The 19,739-nt window shown below is 55.0% G+C and carries 20 protein-coding genes; 12 read left to right on the top strand and 8 right to left on the bottom strand.

Going from position 1 to position 19,739, the window contains the following annotated elements:
• Positions 1 to 230 precede the first annotated feature (230 nt).
• A complete protein-coding gene (locus J5067_RS09980) occupies positions 231 to 2,483 on the top strand; it encodes a molybdopterin-dependent oxidoreductase (RefSeq protein WP_264651022.1) in 2,253 nt (750 codons plus the stop codon).
• A gap of 90 nt (positions 2,484 to 2,573) precedes the next feature.
• Positions 2,574 to 3,395: a tRNA cyclic N6-threonylcarbamoyladenosine(37) synthase TcdA gene (gene tcdA / locus J5067_RS09975; RefSeq protein WP_264644796.1), complete on the top strand. Its 822-nt coding sequence runs from the start codon at positions 2,574 to 2,576 to the stop codon at positions 3,393 to 3,395.
• A 142-nt stretch (positions 3,396 to 3,537) separates the two neighbouring features.
• On the opposite strand, the gene csdE is transcribed toward tcdA, so the two are convergent.
• Both csdE and csdA read right to left on the bottom strand, forming a co-directional pair.
• Entirely contained in the window at positions 3,538 to 3,990 is a 453-nt protein-coding gene (gene csdE / locus J5067_RS09970) for a cysteine desulfurase sulfur acceptor subunit CsdE (protein ID WP_264651106.1), read from the bottom strand.
• Between the two features lie 43 nt (positions 3,991 to 4,033).
• Complete coding sequence (gene csdA, locus J5067_RS09965; RefSeq protein WP_264651021.1) at positions 4,034 to 5,239, bottom strand: cysteine desulfurase CsdA; 1,206 nt, start codon at positions 5,237 to 5,239, stop codon at positions 4,034 to 4,036.
• A gap of 173 nt (positions 5,240 to 5,412) precedes the next feature.
• On the opposite strand from csdA, the gene J5067_RS09960 reads away from it, so the two are divergent.
• The 4 genes from J5067_RS09960 (at position 5,413) to rlmM (ending at position 8,562) form a co-directional block, all read left to right on the top strand.
• The gene (locus J5067_RS09960; RefSeq protein ID WP_222158408.1) at positions 5,413 to 5,634 is read left to right on the top strand and encodes a YgdI/YgdR family lipoprotein; all 222 of its coding nucleotides are present in this window, start codon (positions 5,413 to 5,415) and stop codon (positions 5,632 to 5,634) included.
• 467 nt (positions 5,635 to 6,101) lie between these two features.
• A complete protein-coding gene (locus tag J5067_RS09955) occupies positions 6,102 to 7,025 on the top strand; it encodes a transcriptional regulator GcvA (RefSeq protein ID WP_264651020.1) in 924 nt (307 codons plus the stop codon).
• A gap of 48 nt (positions 7,026 to 7,073) precedes the next feature.
• Positions 7,074 to 7,469 carry a DUF423 domain-containing protein gene (locus tag J5067_RS09950; protein WP_264644799.1) on the top strand — a complete coding sequence of 132 codons (396 nt, stop codon included), beginning with the start codon at positions 7,074 to 7,076 and terminating at the stop codon, positions 7,467 to 7,469.
• On the top strand, positions 7,462 to 8,562 hold the full coding sequence (gene rlmM, locus J5067_RS09945) for a 23S rRNA (cytidine(2498)-2'-O)-methyltransferase RlmM (RefSeq protein WP_264644800.1): 1,101 nt from the start codon (positions 7,462 to 7,464) through the stop codon (positions 8,560 to 8,562). Before J5067_RS09950 ends, rlmM begins: the two co-directional genes overlap by 8 nt.
• A 166-nt stretch (positions 8,563 to 8,728) precedes the next feature.
• Here rlmM and xni read toward each other — a convergent pair whose 3' ends face one another.
• The 3 genes from xni to queF form a co-directional block, all read right to left on the bottom strand.
• A complete protein-coding gene (gene xni / locus J5067_RS09940; protein WP_264651019.1) occupies positions 8,729 to 9,490 on the bottom strand; it encodes a flap endonuclease Xni in 762 nt (253 codons plus the stop codon).
• Positions 9,491 to 9,556: 66 nt separating this feature from the next.
• Complete coding sequence (ppnN, locus tag J5067_RS09935) at positions 9,557 to 10,921, bottom strand: nucleotide 5'-monophosphate nucleosidase PpnN (protein ID WP_264651018.1); 1,365 nt, start codon at positions 10,919 to 10,921, stop codon at positions 9,557 to 9,559.
• Between the two features lie 174 nt (positions 10,922 to 11,095).
• Positions 11,096 to 11,947, bottom strand: a complete 852-nt coding sequence (gene queF, locus J5067_RS09930) for an NADPH-dependent 7-cyano-7-deazaguanine reductase QueF (RefSeq protein WP_264644803.1) — start codon at positions 11,945 to 11,947, stop codon at positions 11,096 to 11,098.
• Between the two features lie 68 nt (positions 11,948 to 12,015).
• On the opposite strand from queF, the gene syd reads away from it, so the two are divergent.
• The 6 genes from syd (at position 12,016) to J5067_RS09900 (ending at position 15,623) form a co-directional block, all read left to right on the top strand.
• Positions 12,016 to 12,564 carry a SecY-interacting protein gene (syd, locus tag J5067_RS09925; RefSeq protein WP_264651017.1) on the top strand — a complete coding sequence of 183 codons (549 nt, stop codon included), beginning with the start codon at positions 12,016 to 12,018 and terminating at the stop codon, positions 12,562 to 12,564.
• A gap of 679 nt (positions 12,565 to 13,243) precedes the next feature.
• The gene (locus J5067_RS09920) at positions 13,244 to 13,591 is read left to right on the top strand and encodes a YqcC family protein (protein ID WP_264651016.1); all 348 of its coding nucleotides are present in this window, start codon (positions 13,244 to 13,246) and stop codon (positions 13,589 to 13,591) included.
• Positions 13,584 to 14,375, top strand: coding sequence for a tRNA pseudouridine(65) synthase TruC (gene truC / locus J5067_RS09915; RefSeq protein WP_264651015.1), 792 nt, complete (start codon positions 13,584 to 13,586; stop codon positions 14,373 to 14,375). The genes J5067_RS09920 and truC overlap by 8 nt, the downstream gene beginning before the upstream one ends.
• 54 nt (positions 14,376 to 14,429) lie before the next feature.
• Positions 14,430 to 14,885, top strand: a complete 456-nt coding sequence (locus tag J5067_RS09910) for a flavodoxin (RefSeq protein ID WP_264651014.1) — start codon at positions 14,430 to 14,432, stop codon at positions 14,883 to 14,885.
• A gap of 94 nt (positions 14,886 to 14,979) precedes the next feature.
• Positions 14,980 to 15,210, top strand: coding sequence for a type II toxin-antitoxin system VapB family antitoxin (gene vapB, locus J5067_RS09905; RefSeq protein WP_264628354.1), 231 nt, complete (start codon positions 14,980 to 14,982; stop codon positions 15,208 to 15,210).
• Entirely contained in the window at positions 15,207 to 15,623 is a 417-nt protein-coding gene (locus J5067_RS09900; protein ID WP_264628353.1) for a type II toxin-antitoxin system VapC family toxin, read from the top strand. The genes vapB and J5067_RS09900 overlap by 4 nt, the downstream gene beginning before the upstream one ends.
• A gap of 103 nt (positions 15,624 to 15,726) precedes the next feature.
• On the opposite strand, the gene J5067_RS09895 is transcribed toward J5067_RS09900, so the two are convergent.
• The 3 genes from J5067_RS09895 to glnD are packed head-to-tail and all read right to left on the bottom strand — an operon-like array spanning position 15,727 to position 19,712.
• On the bottom strand, positions 15,727 to 16,116 hold the full coding sequence (locus J5067_RS09895) for a DUF3461 family protein (protein WP_196905956.1): 390 nt from the start codon (positions 16,114 to 16,116) through the stop codon (positions 15,727 to 15,729).
• A 57-nt stretch (positions 16,117 to 16,173) separates the two neighbouring features.
• On the bottom strand, positions 16,174 to 16,998 hold the full coding sequence (gene dapD / locus J5067_RS09890) for a 2,3,4,5-tetrahydropyridine-2,6-dicarboxylate N-succinyltransferase (RefSeq protein WP_222158397.1): 825 nt from the start codon (positions 16,996 to 16,998) through the stop codon (positions 16,174 to 16,176).
• Between the two features lie 32 nt (positions 16,999 to 17,030).
• Positions 17,031 to 19,712 (bottom strand): bifunctional uridylyltransferase/uridylyl-removing protein GlnD, encoded by a 2,682-nt coding sequence (glnD, locus tag J5067_RS09885; RefSeq protein ID WP_264644811.1) that lies wholly within the window; start codon positions 19,710 to 19,712, stop codon positions 17,031 to 17,033.
• Positions 19,713 to 19,739 lie beyond the last annotated feature (27 nt).

Below are 19,739 nucleotides of genomic sequence, written 5' to 3'. Positions count from 1 at the left end.
AACCCTATCCTAACGTGCGTTTTAAACAAACGTTTAAATCTGCATAAGCAAAGCTATATTCCGCATAACCCGCGTACTTGATGTATCTGGGGTATTTCTTTTATAACTGTGGCATTGTTTGTTGCGACAATGTTTTTACGATTTTTTTAACGCCGTATTTGGCGTTGTTTCTTACCAGGGCTGCGTTGTTGCGCTATCCAGCGTGACACGAGAAAGTATTGAGGTTGCGAATGGCTATTAAGCGTTATCCACATCTGGCGCATTGGGGCGCTTTTACCGCCGTCGTGGAGGACGGAAAACTGATCCGCTGCGAGCCGTTTGCCAGCGATCCGGCCCCCTCTGCGATGCTTGATTCTATCGTGCCGTTGGTCTATTCGGACAAGCGCATTCGTCGCCCGGCCGTGCGCCGTTCCTGGTTACAAAAGCGTGAAAACAGCGACGGTGCGCTGCGCGGCAAAGAGGATTTCGTTGAGGTGGACTGGGATGTTGCGCTCGATCTGGTGGCGCAGGAGAACCGGCGCGTACGCGATCGCTACGGCGCAGATGGCCTGTTCGCCGGATCCTACGGCTGGTCCTCTGCGGGGCGCTTTCACCATGCGCGTTCGCAGGTGCGACGTTTCTATTTTTCCGGCGGCGGTGCCGTTGATCAACAGGGCAACTACAGCTGGGGCGCGGCGCAATTCTTTTTGCCCTACGTCATCGGCACCTTTCAGCCGTTAACCGGGAAGGTGACAGAGTGGCGTAGCGTGTTAGAACACTGCAATATTTTTCTCGCGTTTGGCGGATTGGCGCTGAAAAACGCGCAGGTGGCTTCCGGCGGGGCGGGGTATCACAGTCTGGAACCGGCGTTGCGTCAGTTGGCTGAGAAAAAAATTCCGGTTATCAACATCAGCCCGATGCGCGACGACTGTCCGGCCTTTCTCGGTGCCGAGTGGATCCCGATTCGTCCAAATACCGATGTGGCGTTGATGCTGGCGCTCGGTTATGAAATTCAGCGGCAGGGCGCGGATGACACCGATTTTCTCCGGCGTTATTGCGTGGGCTATGAGGCGTTACGTCACTATCTGACCGGTGAACGCGATGGTGTGCCGAAGACGCCGGAGTGGGCCAGCGCCATCACCGGCATTCCCGCCGAGCGCATTCGTCGTCTGGCGCAGCAACTGATTGGCGTGCGCAGTTTCATCACCTGTGCCTATTCGGTGCAGCGTGCCCATCGTGGAGAGCAGCCGTATTGGATGATGATCGCGCTGTCGGCCATGCTGGGCCAGATTGGCCTGCCGGGCGGCGGTTTCTCCTTCGGCCACGGCTCCATGAATGGCGTCGGCAATGAGCGTATCGCAAGCCCCGCACCAGAATCTCCCTCGGTGAAGAACCCAGGGCGAGCCATTCCGGTGGCGCGTATTGCCGATATGCTGCTGCATCCCGGTCAGCCCTATACCTTTAAGGGTGAAACCCATCGCTACCCCGAGATCCATCTGATTCACTGGGCCGGTGGCAATCCGTTTCACCATCATCAGCAGCTTAACCGTCTGGTTGAAGGCTGGCGCAAGCCTGAGACGGTTATCGTACAGGATATTGTGTGGACGCCCGCCGCGCAGATGGCCGACATCGTGCTGCCCGTGACCACCACGCTTGAACGTAACGATCTGGGCGGATCGTCGCGCGATCGTCATTTGTTCGCCATGCATCAGGCGATTGCGCCGCAGCATCAGGCGCGTAATGACTATGATATTTTCAGCGAACTGGCGGAACGACTGGGTTATGGCGATGCCTTTACCCAAGGGCGTGATGAGCAGGCATGGCTGGAAGCACTGTATGAGGAGTGCCGTGGGCGTCAGCAGGGCGTGGAATGGCCTGAGTTCGGCGAGTTTTGGCAGCGCGGGCATCTGGATGTGCCACAAGGTGAGAAGCCGTTTGTGTTCTTTGACGCGTTCCGCGATAGCCCCGAACAGCATCCGCTGCAAACGCCGAGCGGCAAGATTGAACTGTACAGCGATACTATCGCCCGTTACGGCTATGAGGATTTCGCCCCGCATCCGGAATGGCGTCCGCCGGTAGAGTGGCTCGGGGCCGAAACCGCAGAGCGCTGGCCGCTGCATTTTATCTCTATCCAGCCATCCGATCGTTTGCACAGCCAACTGGCCGCGACGCCGCAGGTGGCGGCGAACAAAACCGCAGGGAAAGAGACGCTTTATATGCACCCGCAGGATGCAAACGTGCGCGGCATTGTGGATGAGCAGCAGGTGGAAGTGTTTAACGCGCGCGGTCGCATTTATGCCGGGGTCCGCGTGACCGAAGGGGTGGCACCCGGCGTGGTGATCATGTCTACCGGTGCCTGGTTCGAACCGGGTTTCGGTCAGAAAGAGTGGCATGCGGTGGAACAGTCCGGCAATGCCAACGTGCTGACGCTGGATATTGGCACCTCACCGCTGACGCAGGGGCCGAATGCCATGAGCTGCCTGGTGGACGTGGCGGCAGCCTGATTTTCATTTCATCAGTAGCGCAACAGGCTCGATCGCTTTATGATCGGGCCTGTTTTTTTTAGCGATTATCAGAGTCAAGGGTTGGTGGTCATGAGTGGTACGTTATCCGAAGCCTATCTGCAACGCTTCGGCGGCACAGCGCGGTTATACGGTCAGCAGGCGCTGGCGCTGTTTGCACAGGCGCACGTGTGCGTTATCGGCATTGGCGGCGTGGGCTCCTGGGCCGCAGAGGCACTGGCGCGCACCGGCATTGGTGCGATTACGCTGATTGATATGGATGACGTCTGTGTCAGCAACACCAACCGGCAGATTCACGCGCTGCGCGAACATACCGGGCAGGCGAAAACGGAAGTGATGGCGGAGCGTATCCGTGCCATCAATCCTGAATGTCAGGTCACCTGCGTGGATGATTTCGTCACGGTGGATAACGTGGCGGAGTATCTCAACCGTGGCTTTAGCTATGTGATTGATGCGATTGACAGCGTGCGTCCGAAAGCGGCGCTGCTGGCCTACTGTCGGCGTTATAAAATTCCGGTGGTGACGACCGGTGGAGCGGGTGGGCAAATCGATCCGACACGCATCAGCGTGGTGGATCTTGCCAAAACCATTCAAGACCCGCTGGCGGCCAAGCTGCGTGAGCGTCTCAAACATGATTTCAACGTGGTCAAGAACAGCAAAGGTCGGTTAGGCATCGATTGTGTGTTTTCCGATGAGCCGCTGATGTACCCGCAGGCCGATGGCTCGGTGTGCGCGTCGCGCAGTACCGCGGAAGGGGTGAAACGTATGGATTGCGCCTCCGGTTTCGGGGCTGCCACCATGGTGACCGCGACCTTTGGTTTTGTAGCGGTATCCCACGCGCTAAAGAAAATGATGGCGAAGGCGGCGCGCGAGGCGCAGCAGGTTGCTTCCTGAGTAGTGCTTGGCCCGTGATACCTTAATCCATCATTCCTGTATACCCCTCGTCATTCCCGCGCAGGCGGGAATCTCCCACAGGCTAAACGCCTTCTTCCTGGCAGAGATCCCCGGCTTACGCCGAGGATGACATAGGTGTGGCCTAGCTGGGATCCCTTGTCGCCTGCGCGGCTATGGCCTGAATCCGCTGTGCCAGCGCGGACAACCCGCTGGCGCGTGAGGCGCTGAGCTGCGCGCGCAGGCCAAGTTGATCAAACAGGGACAACGGATCTTGCCCGAGCACATCGGCAGCCTGTTTGCCCTCTACCGACGTGAGCAGAACGGCAAGCAAACCGCGCACGATACGCCCGTCGCTGTCGCCGTAAAAGTGCAATCGACCATCCTGCTGTTTCTCATAGCCTAACCAGACGCGGTTTTCACAGCCGGACAGGGCGATGGTGTCATTTTTCAACGTGTCCGGCAGGGCAGGAAGCTGTTTAGCCAGCAGGATCAGTTGCCGATAACGCTCTTCCCACGAGCGGCAGGCATCGAAGGTGTGCTGTAAGGTCTCTGCCGTGATGGCGCTGCCAAAAGGGTGAGCGGTGTGCTCAGTCATGGAGTGTTCTGTCATGGTGTAAGCCAGTCCCATTTTTTTGCTATCAATCCAGCAGTAAATCCAACGCATTGCCAACGGCCGTCACCAGCGCGGTGACATCGTGCTCGTTATTATAAGGCGCGAAAGAGGCGCGTACTGCACCATCAAAGCCCAGTGCCGTGAATAACGGTTGAGCGCAATGGTGCCCGGCGCGAATGGCAATTTGCTGCTCTGCAAGAAGCGTTGCCAGATCGTTCGGGTGCACGTCGGTCAGGGTAAACGACAGGATGGTCGCGTTGGGACTGCGCAGTGAGCGAAAACCGGGGAAACGCGCCAACTGCTGTTCAGCCAACTGGGCCAACCCTTGGCTATATCGCTCCGCTGCGCGCCAGTCATAGCCTTGCATCCATGTCAGCGCCGCCCCTAATCCGAGCACTTCAGCGATAGCCGGTGTGCCTGCTTCAAAGCGTTGAGGAATGGCCTGCGGTGTAAATCCATCAAAAGAGACCGCGCTCATCATTTTCCCCCCGCCGTGCCAGGGCGGCATAGATTCCAGCAGGTCGGCCTTGCCGTACAGCACGCCAATACCGGTCGGGCCAAAAAGCTTATGGCCGGAGAACGCGTAAAAATCGATATCCAGCGCCTGTACATCCGGTGCGCTGTGCACAATGCCTTGCGCGCCGTCGATCATCACCACGGCACCGACCTGATGCGCCAGCGCGATGGCTCGCGCCAGATCGGGTTGACCCCCTGTCACATTAGACATCTGGCCCAGTGCCAACAGCCGTGTGCGTGAGGTCATCAGGTCGGCTAATGCCTCCAGATTGGGCTGTGCATCCGCGCCAATCGGCAGTTTGACGACGTGGGCACCGGTTTGCTGCGCCACCATCAGCCAGGGAATCAGGTTGGCGTGGTGCTCCGCTTCACTGACGATGATCTCATCACCCGGCTGCAAACGTGGACGCGCATAGCTCTGCGCCACCAGATTGATGGCCTCTGTCGTTCCGCGCGTCCACACGACACAACGTGGATCGTCGGCGTTGAGTAGTGTGGCTACTGCGCATCGAACCTGCTCGAACCGCGCTGTCACCTGCTGCGCGTGGGCATGTTGGCTGCGGTGCACATTGCCGGTCTCGGCGGTGTAATACTGCGAGATAGCATCAATGACCGGCTGCGGCTTAAGCGCCGTTGCCGCGCTGTCCAGATAAACGCCGGATTGCGCGAGTGCAGGGAAGTCATTACGAAAGGTTGCGGGATTGAATGCTGTCATGGTGTTCCTCTTCTGGCAGACGATCCTGTCGCATTTTTCACGGGGAAACAAGTTTTAGGACGATCCCTAAACGCATATTGAAATGATTTTGCTAGGCTTAACAGTGTCAATAAACGGAACTATCGTTCGGTAGTGGCGAGATAAGTAACTTAAAAATTTACTTGGAGTACACTATGAAGAATAAAATAGCAATTATTGCCATTGCGATGGCCGCGCTCTCTTTAACTGCCTGTTCGAGTAATTATGTGCTGCATACCAACGACGGGCGCACCATTGTCGCTGAAGGGAAACCGAAAGTGGATGAGGATACCGGGATGATCCGCTATATCGATGCCTACGGTCACGAGCAGCAGATCAACCGCGATAACCTGAGGGAAATGGTGGAAGCCAAGTAGTTTTCCTCTGGTGTAACCTGTGTCTAGATTCCCGCACTGCCATTTCGCTGCTTACCTACCGGGTAGGGCTAGTCTGAAATGTCAGCGCGGGAATTGTCATTTCTGGCGCACGGCGCGTCGTCGATGAGTCGCCTGTCAGGCAAAAAAAAAAGCACCGCTAAAAAGCGGTGCCACATAAAAATCACTATGGACAGACAGGGTAAATGTACAGGAAGTGAAAGGTAGCCTTGGCTACCATGTCTGAAAAGCAGACAATAAATAGCAAACACAACATCACAACCACAAGCCAAAAGCACTTCAGGAAACGCCTGCCGCACCTTTCGTTCCGGCTCAAGGAAGTGGCGCTAATATAGGTATTTGCTGGTGCATCCTCAACGGACAAATTATAATGTCTCGGATAAAAAAAACTAATGGCTGGAACGGTGCTGCCTCCGTGCACCTCTTAGGAAAAAGAAGAACATTACCCTATGTCAAAGCGACTCCCTCCGCTCAATGCGTTGCGTGTATTTGATTCCGCCGCCCGCCATCTCAGTTTCACCAAAGCGGCGGAAGAACTGTTTGTCACACAGGCTGCCGTCAGTCATCAAATCAAGTCATTAGAAGATTTTTTGGGGCTCAAGCTGTTTCGTCGCCGCAATCGCTCGTTGCTGCTGACGGAAGAGGGGCAAAGCTACTATCTTGATATAAAAGAGATCTTCTCTTCACTCAATGAAGCGACGCGCAAGTTACAATCACGCAGCGCCAAAGGGGCATTGACAGTCAGTTTGTTGCCCAGCTTTGCTATCCATTGGCTGGTGCCGCGGTTATCGAGCTTCAATGCGGAGTTTCCGGGGATTGATGTGCGAATTCAGGCAGTGGATCGCCAGGAAGATCGCCTGTCAGACGATGTGGACGTGGCGATTTTTTACGGGCGTGGCAACTGGCATGGATTGCGCGTTGAAAAGCTCTATACCGAATATCTATTGCCCGTCTGTTCTCCTGTCTTGCTAACGGGTAAACATCCGCTTAAAACCCCGCAGGATCTGGTAGGGCACACCTTGTTGCACGACGCGTCTCGGCGTGACTGGTTGGCCTACACCCGGCAGCTTGGCGTGCAGATTAACGTACAGCAAGGGCCGATATTCAGCCACAGCGCGATGGTGTTGCAGGCGGCGATCCACGGGCAGGGGGTCGCTTTGGCCAATAACGTGATGGCCCAGACTGAGATTGAAGCGGGTCGGTTAGTGTGTCCGTTTAACGACGTTTTGGTCAGCAAAAATGCTTTTTATCTGGTTTGTCATGACAGTCAGTCTGAACTGGGTAAAATAGCCGCCTTTCGCCACTGGATTTTGGCGCGTGCGGCGAGCGAGCAAGAGAAGTTTCGTTTCCGCTATGACAACGCCGCGCGTTGAGATGTGGCGTTCGGGTGGTATTTGATTCGATTTACTGTGGAAAATACGATGAACAGTCGTTTTATGCTGATGTTTTCCGCGATCAGCGGGTTTGTGTTTGTGGCATTGGGCGCCTTTGGTGCACATGTGCTCAGCAAATCGCTGGGCGCTGCCGAAATGGCCTGGCTAAAAACCGGGCTTGAATATCAGGCGTTTCATACGCTGGCGATTCTGGCGCTGTCGGTATTGATGCGCCAGCGTCGTAATGTGTGGTTTTATTGGAGCAGCATTGCGTTGGCGCTTGGCACCGTGCTGTTTAGCGGCAGCCTTTATTGTCTGGCGCTGTCGCACCTGCGGTTTTGGGCGTTTGTCACGCCGGTTGGCGGTCTGTTCTTCCTGACCGGATGGGTATTGATGTTGGTTGGCGTGCTGCGCCAGACGAGAAAGGCGAAAAGTCATGAATAAGGTAATTTTATATTGCCGCCCCGGTTTCGAAAAAGAGTGTGCGGCAGAGATAACGGAAAAAGCCACCGCCCACGAGGTTTTTGGTTTTGCCAGGGTTAAAGAAAATTGTGGCTATGTGATGTATGAATGCTATCAGCATGAAGATGCCGATCGCTTAATCAAAACATTGCCGTTTGATACGCTGGTTTTTGCCCGGCAATGGTTCGTGTGCGGTGAGCTGTTGCGCGATTTGCCGCCGGAAGATCGCATTACCCCGATCGTCGGCATGCTGACCGGGGCGATTGAACGGGCAGGGGAACTGCGCGTTGAAGTGCCGGACACCAATGAAAGCAAAGAACTGCTGAAATTTTGCCGCAAGTTCACCGTGCCTTTGCGCGCCGCCCTGAAAGAAAACGGCATTCTGCTGCCGTATGAAAAGGCCCATCGCCCGGTTGTCCATGTGCTGTTTATTGCTCCGGGGCATTGCTATGTGGGCTATTCCTACAGTAATAACCACTCGCCGTTTTACATGGGTATCCCGCGCCTGAAATTCCCTTCCGATGCCCCAAGCCGTTCTACGTTGAAACTGGAAGAGGCGTTTCACGTCTTCATTCCGGCAGATGAGTGGGATGAGCGTTTGGCAAGCGGCATGTACGCGGTGGATTTGGGGGCGTGCCCCGGCGGTTGGACTTATCAACTGGTGAAGCGCAGCATGATGGTGCACGCCGTGGATAACGGCACTATGGCGCAAAGTCTGATGGATACCGGGCAGGTAACACACCACGCCGTCGATGGTTTCCGCTTTGAGCCGCCGCGTAATAACGTGACTTGGTTGGTGTGCGATATGGTGGAGAAGCCGGCGCGGGTGGCCAACCTGATGGCCGACTGGCTGGTGAAGGGCTGGTGCCGGGAAGTGATATTCAACCTTAAGCTGCCGATGAAAAAACGCTATGAGGAAGTGACGCAAAATCTGGCGTTGCTGAGCGAGCGCTTGAGTGAGAATGGCATTAATTTTGAGATCCGTGCTCGCCAGTTGTATCACGATCGCGAGGAAGTGACGGTACACGCGCGGCGCATATGGGGCGCGGTGCCGGGACGGCGCGACGAGCGTTAATTTTTATATTCGTCATCCTCGGCGAAAGCCGGGGATCTCTGCCAGAAGAAACGTGTTTTACCGGCCAGAGATTCCCGCATTCGCGGGAATGACGGAGGGTGGCGGGAATGACTGTTCTAGTAGGTTTGTCACCAACCTCATGCGTCGTTCGAGAAGAATGGCGTGTTTATTTCCCCGCTGTCAGCCGTAACTGCTGTAAATTCCCTTCCAGTGCCAAATCCGTGCGTAACGTTGCCACCTGACGACTCGCAAAGGCCATCTCACGCTGTGATTCCAGCTTGTGCCGCCATTTTTCCGGTACGGCATCCAACTGCTGATAAATCTGCTCCAACGTTCCCGCTTGGGCAAGCAGTTGACTGGCGCTTTTGGGGCCAATGCCCACTACACCGGGTATTTTGCTGCTGCTGATGCCTGCCAGCCCCCAGAAATCAGGCAGTTGCTGTGGTGAAACGCCAAACTCCTGGGCGATAAAAGGCACATCCAGCCAGCGCTTTTGAAAATAATCGCGAATCTGGATAGTTGGCGCCAGCAGTTGGCAGTAGCCCTTGTCGGTCGAGACAATTGTCGCCTGATGGCCAGCCTGGGCGACTTTGGTGGCGAGCGTTGCCGCCAAATCATCGGCTTCATTGCCTGGCGTATGCCAGCAGACAATGCCCATCGTTTCCAGCGCTTGCCGTATGTGCGACAGTTCCAGCGCCAGATTCTCTGGCATGGGCGGGCGGCCCGCTTTGTAGTCCGGCAGTAACTGGTGCCGCCAACTGTCGGCGCGCTGTTCATCATCAAACACCGCGACGGCGTGCGTCGGCTGGCTATGCTGTAGCAGTTGGGTAACGGCGTGCTGACAGGCTGTCACACAGGGCGATCCCTGCACGGCATGGATACGACGAATCAGGTTTAATGCATCGATAATCAGCAAATGTACAGGCATCAGGCGGTCCCGGCGTGAAGCGTGGTGAAGGTGGCGGGAAAATCCGGTTTTCCCGCCAGCATGGCATCAGGAGCAGATCTCATAGCAAGGGATGTAGGCGCTGCCCGGCAGCTTCATCCTTTGCTGCGCAACGAACCCTTGCAGCAACTTATCCATGCTTTGCATCAGTTGCGCATCGCCGTGGATCTTGTACGGGCCGTGCTCTTCAATCGCCTGAATGCCAACCTCTTTGACGTTGCCCGCCACAATGCCGGAAAACGCTTTGCGCAGCGCAGAGGCCAGCGCTTCCGGTGCTTGATTGGGGTGCAGGTTGAGGTTTGCCATATTCTCGTGAGTGGGCTCAAACGGCAATTGCAGATCGGGTGCGATACGCAATGACCAGTTGAAGCTGTATGCATCACCGGTATGGCGGCGATGATCTTTCACCTGCGGCATTGCTTTCTTCATCTGCCGCGCCACTTCTGCCGCATCATTGATGATGATGGAGTAGTAACGGCGCGCCTGACGGCCCAGGGTGGTGATGATAAATTCATCCAGAACGTGGAAATAATCGGCACTTTCTTCTGGCCCAGTCAGGATGATCGGCAGCACCTGTTCGCTGTTTTCCGGGTTCATCATGATACTCAGCAGGTAGAGGAATTCTTCCGCTGTACCCACGCCGCCGGGGAAAATAATGATGCCGTGACCAATACGCACGAAGGCTTCGAGGCGTTTTTCGATATCGGGCATGATGATAAGTTCATTCACCAGCGGGTTGGGCGGCTCGGCGGCGATGATGGACGGTTCCGTCATGCCAATAAAGCGGCCTTCTTTATAGCGCTGCTGCGCATGGCCGACGGCGGCACCTTTCATCGGCGCTTCCATTGCGCCGGGACCGCAGCCGGTGCAGATGTTTAGCTCACGCAATCCCAACTGGCTGCCGACTTTTCGCCCATAGAGATATTCGGTTTCATTGATGGAGTGGCCGCCCCAGCACACCACCATGTTTGGTTCTTCACCAACGTGCAGCGCGCGCGCATTACGCATGATGGAGAACACCAGGTTGGTGATGTGGGCGCTGTTTTCCAGATTCAGGTTCTGATAGCGGCCTGCCGAGGTGATTTGTCCGCTAACAAACAGAATATCGCGCAGAACGGCGAACAGGTTGGCCTGTAATGAACGGATGATATTGCCATCGACGAACGCGTCTTCCGGAGGGTTGACCAGTTCCAGTTTCACGCCGCGCTCACGGCGTAACACGTTGATATCGAAATCTTCGTAGCGGGATAGCAGCTCTTTGCTGTTATCGGTTTGGCTGCCGGAGTTCAGCACGGCAAGCGAACAGTTGCGGAATAAACGGTAAAGATCGCTGCTGGCCGTGCTTTTCAACATGTCCACTTCCAACTGCGATAACAAATCCATAGACCCTAACGGGCTGATATGTGTAATCAATTTTACTCCTTGAGAACGCAGTGTATAACAACAAAATTTCCAGGCTACCCCTTGTCGCCGCTGCGGTGGCAAGACGCATAACACTGATTTTATGTATTACTCCACCTTAACCTGATGGTATCAGTTTTTCCAATAATGACGTTTCTGAATGGCGATATTGTATCGTATCCCGCACTATTGCCGGGGTAAGCGCCCGGTGTTTGCAATAAAGTCGGTGTTGCTGCGCCAGGGGTTGATGTCCAGCCCGCCACGGCGCGTATAGCGCGCGTAAACGGTCAGTGCTTCTGGCTGGCAAAAACGCATCAGGTCGTTGAAAATGCGCTCCACGCACTGCTCATGGAACTCGTTGTGGTGGCGAAAGGAGACGATGTAGCGCAGCAGGGCTTCTCTGTCGATACGTTTGCCCCGGTAGTGAATTTGGACCGAGCCCCAATCCGGCTGGTGAGTGATCAGGCAGTTGGATTTAAGCACATGGCTCACCAATGTTTCTTCAACAACGGGGCTCTGCGCGTGACAGGCGCGGGCGAGATGGTCGGCATTAAACGCATAATCCGCGATCTGAATATCCAGTCCGTCAATGCATTCCCCCTGGAACTGGCCCAGCGTCTGTCCCTGAAAGGTATCCAGTGAGAACAGCGTAACGCTAACCTTACCCTGCGCACAGGCGGCCAGATCGCGCGTTAACGTCTCTTGTACCCGTTGCCAATTTTCAAATACCGTCTGATTGAAGCTGTTCAGGTAGAGCTTGAAGCTTTTGGATTCGATCAGGTTCGGGCTATCAGCCTGCAAATGCATTTCGCCTACGGCAACCTGGGGCACCCCGTTGGGCGCCAGCCAGGAGAGCTCGTATAATGTCCAGATATCTTCACCGTGAAACGGCAAATGCGCGGCATCGATGCCCAACGGGTCGCGGTTTAAACTGCGAGGCACCGCTTGTAATAAGCCCGCATCGTAGCTGTCGTGGTAAGCTGTAGGCTTTCCTAACGGTAACGCACTGAGCGCATCCTGTTTGTCAAAAGTGGACATAACATGCCTTTGCAAAGTAAAAACGATATGCAGTAGTGTAACCGACTCGCCCAGTGAAGAGAAAAAGTATGGATGACAATGTGCAGCAAGCGCTCCAAGGGTTTACCCAGCGCTACATGGCGGCCTGGCGGCAAGCCTATGACCATTTGCCCGCCAGTGAGGCGTTGTTTGGTGTTGCTTCACCCTGCGCGGTGGAAAATGACGGCGAGCGGGTATTTTGGACGCCTCAGCCAGTGGCCGAGGGGGCAGCGCTTGACGGCGTGTCGCGTGCGCTGAATATTGCCTTGCATCCTGACGCTGAAGCCTTTTTTACCACGCAGTATGCCGGGGATATGGAAGCGCACTTTGCCGATATCGATTGTCTGCTACTGCAATCGTGGAGCGAGGATGATTTTGTGCGTATGCAGGAAAATCTGATCGGACATTTGCTGACGCAAAAGCGACTTAAACTGCCGCCGACGCTGTTTTTAGCCACGACGGAATCAGAAATGGCCCTGATCTCGTTATCCAATGTCAGCGGTGAAGTGTGGCTTGAAACCTTTGGTACACGTGAACATCGGGTGCTGGCCCCCTCTTTGTTTGTGTTCCTGCAACAGCTGCAACCGAGAGTAAGATGATTTTTGTCCGCGCTATCTGGCGGATATGCGTGTAAGAGATATCTTACATTTGTTGTGAGATATCTCTGTGTTTTACCCATTTTACGCGCTTTTTTTAAATTTTTATCCTTTTAAATTAATGTATTATATTTTTCTTTGCATTCAGGGTTTCAGCGTAAATATAAGAAAAAAACCGATCAGGGTCTTGCTGTTCGTCGCCATTTAATACATCTTAGTAACCGGTTACAGGATGTATCACTTTATCGCTAAATGTGGTGAAGAAGGATAGCGGCTTCAGGATGAAACCAAGGACACCTCCAGGAAGGAGATTGAGAGCCGTTACGGAGTGGCGGTGGGGCAGGAGCCTGAAAGGAATATCTTCACGGAAGATGCAGGAAGAACGGTCAGGACGAAAGTTGGACGCTTGCACGGAGAGCTGGTTAGGATAACCGCCAAGGAAAAGTTTTCACGGATGAGCAGGGACGCAGTGGTGTAGCGGGAAAGCTATAAAACGAACCGGGGGCACTGAATATCAGTGCCCCCAACTTTTTTGTCGCACAGTATCCGTTAACGCTATGCAGACACCGTCTCTTATTCTGCCGCCACCGCCACCGCCACCGCCACCGCAGCCCCGTGCCTGTTGGGCTCCTCTTGCTTCAATGGTATGCTTTGCCGTCCACGCAGCCGGTGAGAGGAAAGCATGACGCACCAAGACCAGATTCGACACGCCTTATGGGAAATTGAACGCACGTTACGCGACAGTGTGTTTTGGCAATCCACCCCGCCGCAGGCCAGTGCGTTTACCAGCACAGAACCTTTTTGCATTGACACCATGAGCGCCGAACAGTGGTTGCAATGGGTATTGTTGCCGCGATTGCATGCGATGCTGGATGGCGGCGTTCCCTTGCCCGAGGCGCTCGCGATTACCCCCTATTTTGAAGAAGCCCTGACGGGTGACATCAACGACACCGCGCCGCTGTTGGAGCAACTGCGTGCGTTGGATGCGCTGTTTGTGCCTGCCGCTGCGCAGGGAGATCGGGATGCTTGAAATTCTGTATCAGGATGAGCACTTGATCGCCATTAATAAACCCGCAGGATGGTTGGTTCACCGCAGTTGGCTGGATCGCAAAGAAAAAGTGGTGATCATGCAGACGCTACGCGATCAGATTGGTCAGCATGTTTTCACCGTCCATCGGCTGGATAGGCCAACCTCAGGTGTGCTGCTGCTGGGGCTTTCCAGTGACATTGCGCGCCTGCTTTCGCAACAGTTCGAGCAGCATCAGATTCAGAAAACCTACCATGCGGTGGTGCGTGGTTACCTCTCCGGCAGTGACACTATTGACTACGCGCTGACTGAAGAGTTGGACAAAGTGGCTGACAAGCTCGCACAGCGCGATAAAGAACCTCAGACGGCCATCACCGATTACCGCTCTCTGGCGCAGGTGGAGCAACCGGTGGCGGTAGGGCGCTATCCTACGGCTCGATACAGCCTGGTTGAGTTGATGCCGCAGACCGGACGCAAACATCAGTTGCGCCGTCATATGGTGCATTTGCGGCATCCTATTTTGGGCGACTCGAAACACGGTGATTTGCGTCAGAATCGCGCAATGGCTGCGCATTTCGGTTGTGGGCGCTTGATGTTACATGCCAGTCGGCTGGCGCTGTGCCATCCTGTAACGGGGGAACCCTTGGTATTACGTGCCGGGTTGGACATGGCCTGGATGCGGGTAATGACGCAATTTGGCTGGCAAGGCAGTCTCCCTGATGTTGAAAGGGTTGAGTTTCCGTCTGACTCGGGGCAGGATAACGGCCTTTCCAGTACTGCCGAATAGCGCGGATGCGCGTTATCGGGCACGCAGCGATACATTACACGTGGAGTCATCATCATGGCGCAAATTGGTATTTTTGTTGGCACGGTTTATGGAAACGCATTGCTGGTTGCAGAAGAAGCAGAGAACCTGCTGAGCGAGCGCGGCCATCAGGTCAAGGTGTTTGAAGATGCCGACCTGTCATCCTGGCTGGCGTATCGCGAGCAGTATGTGTTGGTGGTGACGTCCACCACCGGGCAAGGGGATCTGCCAGATTCCATCGCCCCGTTGTTTGTTGCGCTACGTGAAAAGGGTGGCCATCAGCCAGCGTTGCGCTATGGCGTCATTGCACTGGGCGACAGCAGCTATACCCATTTTTGCGGCGCGGGTCAGCAGTTTGACGCCTTGTTGCAAGAGATGGGGGCTCAGCGTGTGGGAGATCTGCTCCAGATTGATGCGACAGAATGCCCGGAACCGGAAGTGCTCTCCTGCCCGTGGGTAGAGCAGTGGGCAGGGTTGGTTGAAGCAGGCTGATAACCGCGCATGGGCTATACATATGCTATGCATCTGCATATACTTGGGATATGCGTTGAAAGCATCAAGGCCGAACGGCCAGTGAGGTATAACCATGCGTATCGTTTCTGTGTTTAAAAATGGCAATAACCGGGCTATCCGCCTGCCTCGTGATATGGATTTTGAAGGCGTCACCGAACTGGAGATCGTGCGAGAGGGCGATACGCTCATCTTGCGCCCGGTCAAACCCAGTTGGGGCTCCTTTCTGCAAGAAGCAAAGGCGGATGCAGATTTCCTGACAGAACGTGAGAACGTTGTCTGCGATGAGGGCCGCTTTAAGCTATGAGCAACCTGTACATGCTGGACACCAATATCTGTTCTTTCATCATGCGAGAGCATCCTGAGGCGGTTATTCGTCGTCTGGAACAGGCTGTTTTACGCCGCCACCGTATTGTGGTGTCGGCGATCACTTATGCTGAAATGCGTTTTGGCGCTATCGGTAAAAAAGCCTCTCCGCGCCATACTGCGTTGGTTGATGCGTTTTGCCTTCGCCTTGATGCCGTAGTGCCTTGGGACCAGGCTGCCGTTGATGCGACGACTGCTATCAAGGCAGCGATGGCGACAGCGGGAACGCCCATCGGGCCAAATGATACCGCGATTGCTGGTCATGCCGTGGCTACGGGCGCGATTCTTGTCACCAACAATGTGCGGGAATTTGAACGCCTGCCCGCGTTGATGCTGGAAGATTGGGTACACTGACACCAGGTCAGTGACGTAAAAACCTGTCACAGTAAAAACAAAACCCCACGTCAATGCATGGGGTTTGTTAGCAGCCATCAAAGACGTGGAGACGTGCAGCGTATCAACGCCCTTTGGTCAGCTTCTCCAGATCGGACTCGATCTCATTAATTTTATTCGCCACCACGCTTTCCAGATGACGCAGATCGTCGAGGATTTTGCGTTTCAGATCGACTTCAACCTGATCGCGTTGGCAAATCTGGTCCAATTCATCAATGACATAGCGCAGGTTGGGGCTGATCTCATTGATCTCTTTAAAGCCTTGTCCGCTGTTATCCGCGACGATGGTTTTACGCTGGCGCGGATATTTAAATTTTACGCTTTTGGCGAAAAACTCCCCTTTATCCTTACGAAAATAGATTTTCAGGATGTCGTTGCTGGCCTCCTGGCGCAGGCTATAGCGATCAATTTCATCGGGATGGGAGATACCCAGGCTTTTTAGATTGTCATACATGGCGCCACCTTTTGGGGAGTGATAAAGAAAAGGCGGGTAACACCCGCCTTGTTCAGTTTAGTCGATGGTGCGAAGCAACTCATTGATACCCACTTTACCGCGGGTTTTCGCATCCACTTTTTTCACGATCACGGCACAGTACAGGCTGTAGCTGCCATCTTTCGACGGCAGGTTGCCGGAAACGACGACCGAGCCTGCCGGTACGCGACCGTAATGCACTTCACCGGTTTCGCGATCGTAGATTTTAGTGCTTTGGCCGATAAACACGCCCATGGAGATGACGGCGCCTTCTTCCACGATCACGCCTTCTACCACTTCAGAGCGGGCACCGATAAAGCAGTTGTCCTCGATGATGGTCGGGTTAGCCTGCAACGGCTCCAGTACGCCACCGATGCCGACGCCGCCGGACAGGTGAACGTTTTTCCCGATCTGTGCGCAAGAGCCGACGGTCGCCCAGGTATCAACCATGGTGCCTTCATCAACGTAAGCACCGATGTTGACATAAGACGGCATCAGCACCGTGTTGCGGGCGATAAACGCGCCCTGACGCACGCTGGCAGGGGGCACTACACGGAAACCTTCGCGTTGGAAGCGCGCTTCATCGTAACCGGCGAATTTCATCGGTACTTTGTCGTAGTAGCGGGTTTCCGTGCCTTCCATCAGTTGGTTGTCATTGATACGGAAAGAGAGCAGCACCGCTTTTTTCAACCATTGGTGCGTCACCCACTCGCCATTGATTTTTTCCGCCACGCGCAGAGCGCCGCTGTCCAATAAGCCAATCACCTGATTAACGGCTTCACGGGTTACGCTGTCCACGGAGGTCGGCGTAATGTCGGCACGGCGTTCAAAGGCGGTTTCGATAACGTTTTGTAATTGATGCATCCTGTTTCTCTTTCTGTGCTGTCAGTCAATAATTAATTCAGGGTTACTTTATCGTTTGGGTCGAGGGCTTCTGTCAACCGTTGTTGCAAGATAAGGCGCAATTCCGGAGATAATGCGCGTCTGTCTTTGTCTGCAAGGATAAAAAGGTCTTCTACCCGCTCGCCAATCGTGGAAATGCGCGCGCCGTGTAACGACACGTTGAGATCGGCGAACACTTTACCCAGGCGTGCCAGCAGACCCGGTTGATCGAGTGCGCTCAACTCCATGTAGCTGCGTCTGTCCGTGTGCGTCGGCAGGAAGGTGATTTCCGTGGGTACGCTGAAATGGCGCAATTTGGAGGAGGCGCGGCGCGGGCGAGGATGTTGGTAATCGCGTTGCGTGAGCGCCTGAACCAACGCCTGACGAATAAATTCGTGGCGATCCGGGGCGACCGGGCTGCCATCGGGCTCCAATACGATAAAGGTATCCATCGCCATGCCATCGCGGCTGGTGAAAATTTGCGCATCATGTACGCTCAGGTTACGACGATCGAGTTCGCCCGCTACGGCGGCGAACAGGTAAGGGCGGTCTGGGCTCCAGATGAAAATTTCTGTGCCACCGCGGCTGGCCTGATGGCTGATAAGCACCAACGGCTGATGCAAATCGTGCTCAACCAGATGGCGAGCATGCCAGGCAAGCTGATTTGGCGAATGACGCAGAAAATAATCCGCGCGGCAACGGCTCCAGATAGGGTGCAGCGCTTCTTCATCGATATTGTCCATGCGCAGCAACGCCAAGGCCTGAAGGCGATGATGGCGCACGCGATCGCGCACATCGGGCGTGTTTTGCATCCCGCGGCGCAACTGTTTCTCAGTGGCGAAATAGAGTTCGCGCAACAGGCTCTGTTTCCAACTGTTCCACAAGGTTTCGTTGGTCGCACAGATATCGGCCACCGTGAGACTCACCAGATAGCGCAGGCGGGTTTCGCTTTTCATTTCAGCGGCGAATTGCTGGATAACCGCCGGGTCCTGAATGTCGCGACGTTGTGCGGTAACTGACATCAACAGGTGGCAGCGCACCAGCCAGGAAACCAGTTGCGCCTCGCGTGAATTGAGCTGGTGCAGCGCGGCAAACTCAAGCACATCTTGCGCCCCCAGTTCCGAGTGATCGCCGCCGCGCCCTTTGGCGATGTCATGAAACAGGGCGGCAAGCAGCAGCAACTCCGGCTGCGGCAGACGCGGATACAACTCCACGCACAGCGGATGCTGCGCGCGCGTCTCTTCGTCGGCGAAGCTTTCCAGTTTGAGCAGCACGCGCAGCGTATGCTCATCTACGGTATAGGCATGAAACAGATCGAACTGCATCTGCCCGACGATATTGCTCCACAGTGGCGTATACGCTTCCAACACGCTATGACGATGCATCGGCAGCAGGGCACGGTTTACCGCGTGTGGATGGCGCAGAATAGCCATAAAAAGGTGCCGTGCTTCGGGAATGGTGCACAACGGTTGGGCCAGATGGCGACGCGCATGGCGTAACTGGCGCAGCGTGGTGGAGTAGATGCCGATAATCTCACCGTTGCGCACCATGGTGCTAAACATGCGCATAATGGCTTCCGGCTTGTGCATGAACAGGGTTTCATCACGCAGGTCGATCAGGTTGCCACGCAGTTGGAATTCGTCATCTATCGCGCGCGGCTTTTCACTGGCATCCAGCGCCAGGATGGCCTCATCGAACAGTTGCAGCAGCATATGATTAAGCTCGCTGACGCGGCGCGTCGCGCGATAGAAATCTTTCATCATGTGCTCAACCGGTGCATTACCCTCGCCACGGTAATTCAGCAGCTGTGCCACGTTGAGCTGGCGGTCAAACAGCAGGCGGTTGTCATAACGCGTCAGGATCAGGTGCAAGGCAAAGCGAATGCGCCACAGGAAGCTCTGGCATTCATTGAGCTCGTTGCGCTCGGCTTCGGTGAGAAAACCAAAACCGACCATTTCGTTGAGCGAGGTAGCACCAAAATGACGTCGGGCAACCCAGAGCAGGGTGTGGATATCGCGCAGCCCGCCGGGACTACTTTTTATATCCGGTTCGAGATTGTAGCTGGTGCTGTGGTAACGCTGATGCCGCTCTTGCTGCTCGATAATTTTGGCCGGGAAAAAGGCGGCGGAGGGCCAAAAATCTTCGCTAAAAATCTGTTTTTGTAAGGAGAGAAACAGCGCCACATCGCCGCAGATCAAGCGTGATTCGATGAGGTTTGTCGCCACGGAAATATCCGCTCTGCCCTCTTGCAGGCACTCATCCAGCGTGCGCACGCTATGGCCGACTTCAAGCTTGAGGTCCCACAGCAGCGTAATAAACGCGCCCACTTGCTGAGATTGGTGGGCGCTGAGCGACTGACCGCTGAGCACCAGCACATCAATATCCGACAGCGGGTGCAATTCACCGCGCCCGTATCCGCCAACGGCCACCAGCGCCGTTTGTGCGGCGGACTCGAAACCGTAAAACGTCCACAGGCGTTGCAGCAGATGGTCGATAAAAAAGGTTCTGGCGGTAATCAGCGTTTCGGCAGCTACCCCGGCGCGAAACTCAGCGTTCAGCCACGCCTGAAAACGCTCCATAGAGAGTTTTAGCGCTGAGCAATCCAATTCGCTATCGCTGTAGGTTAACGGGGAGGCGGGGGGCTGTATGTCAGCGGTGAACAGGTCGGCGGAGTGAAAAGCGTTGTTGTCATTCATAAATTCACAGCCCTTAAGCGTTGCCTG

The organism is Candidatus Symbiopectobacterium sp. NZEC151 (assembly GCF_025962655.1).
Lineage (GTDB): Bacteria > Pseudomonadota > Gammaproteobacteria > Enterobacterales > Enterobacteriaceae > Symbiopectobacterium.
Note: the sequence above shows the minus strand (reverse complement) of the source record. Positions and strands in the feature narration are given on the sequence as shown.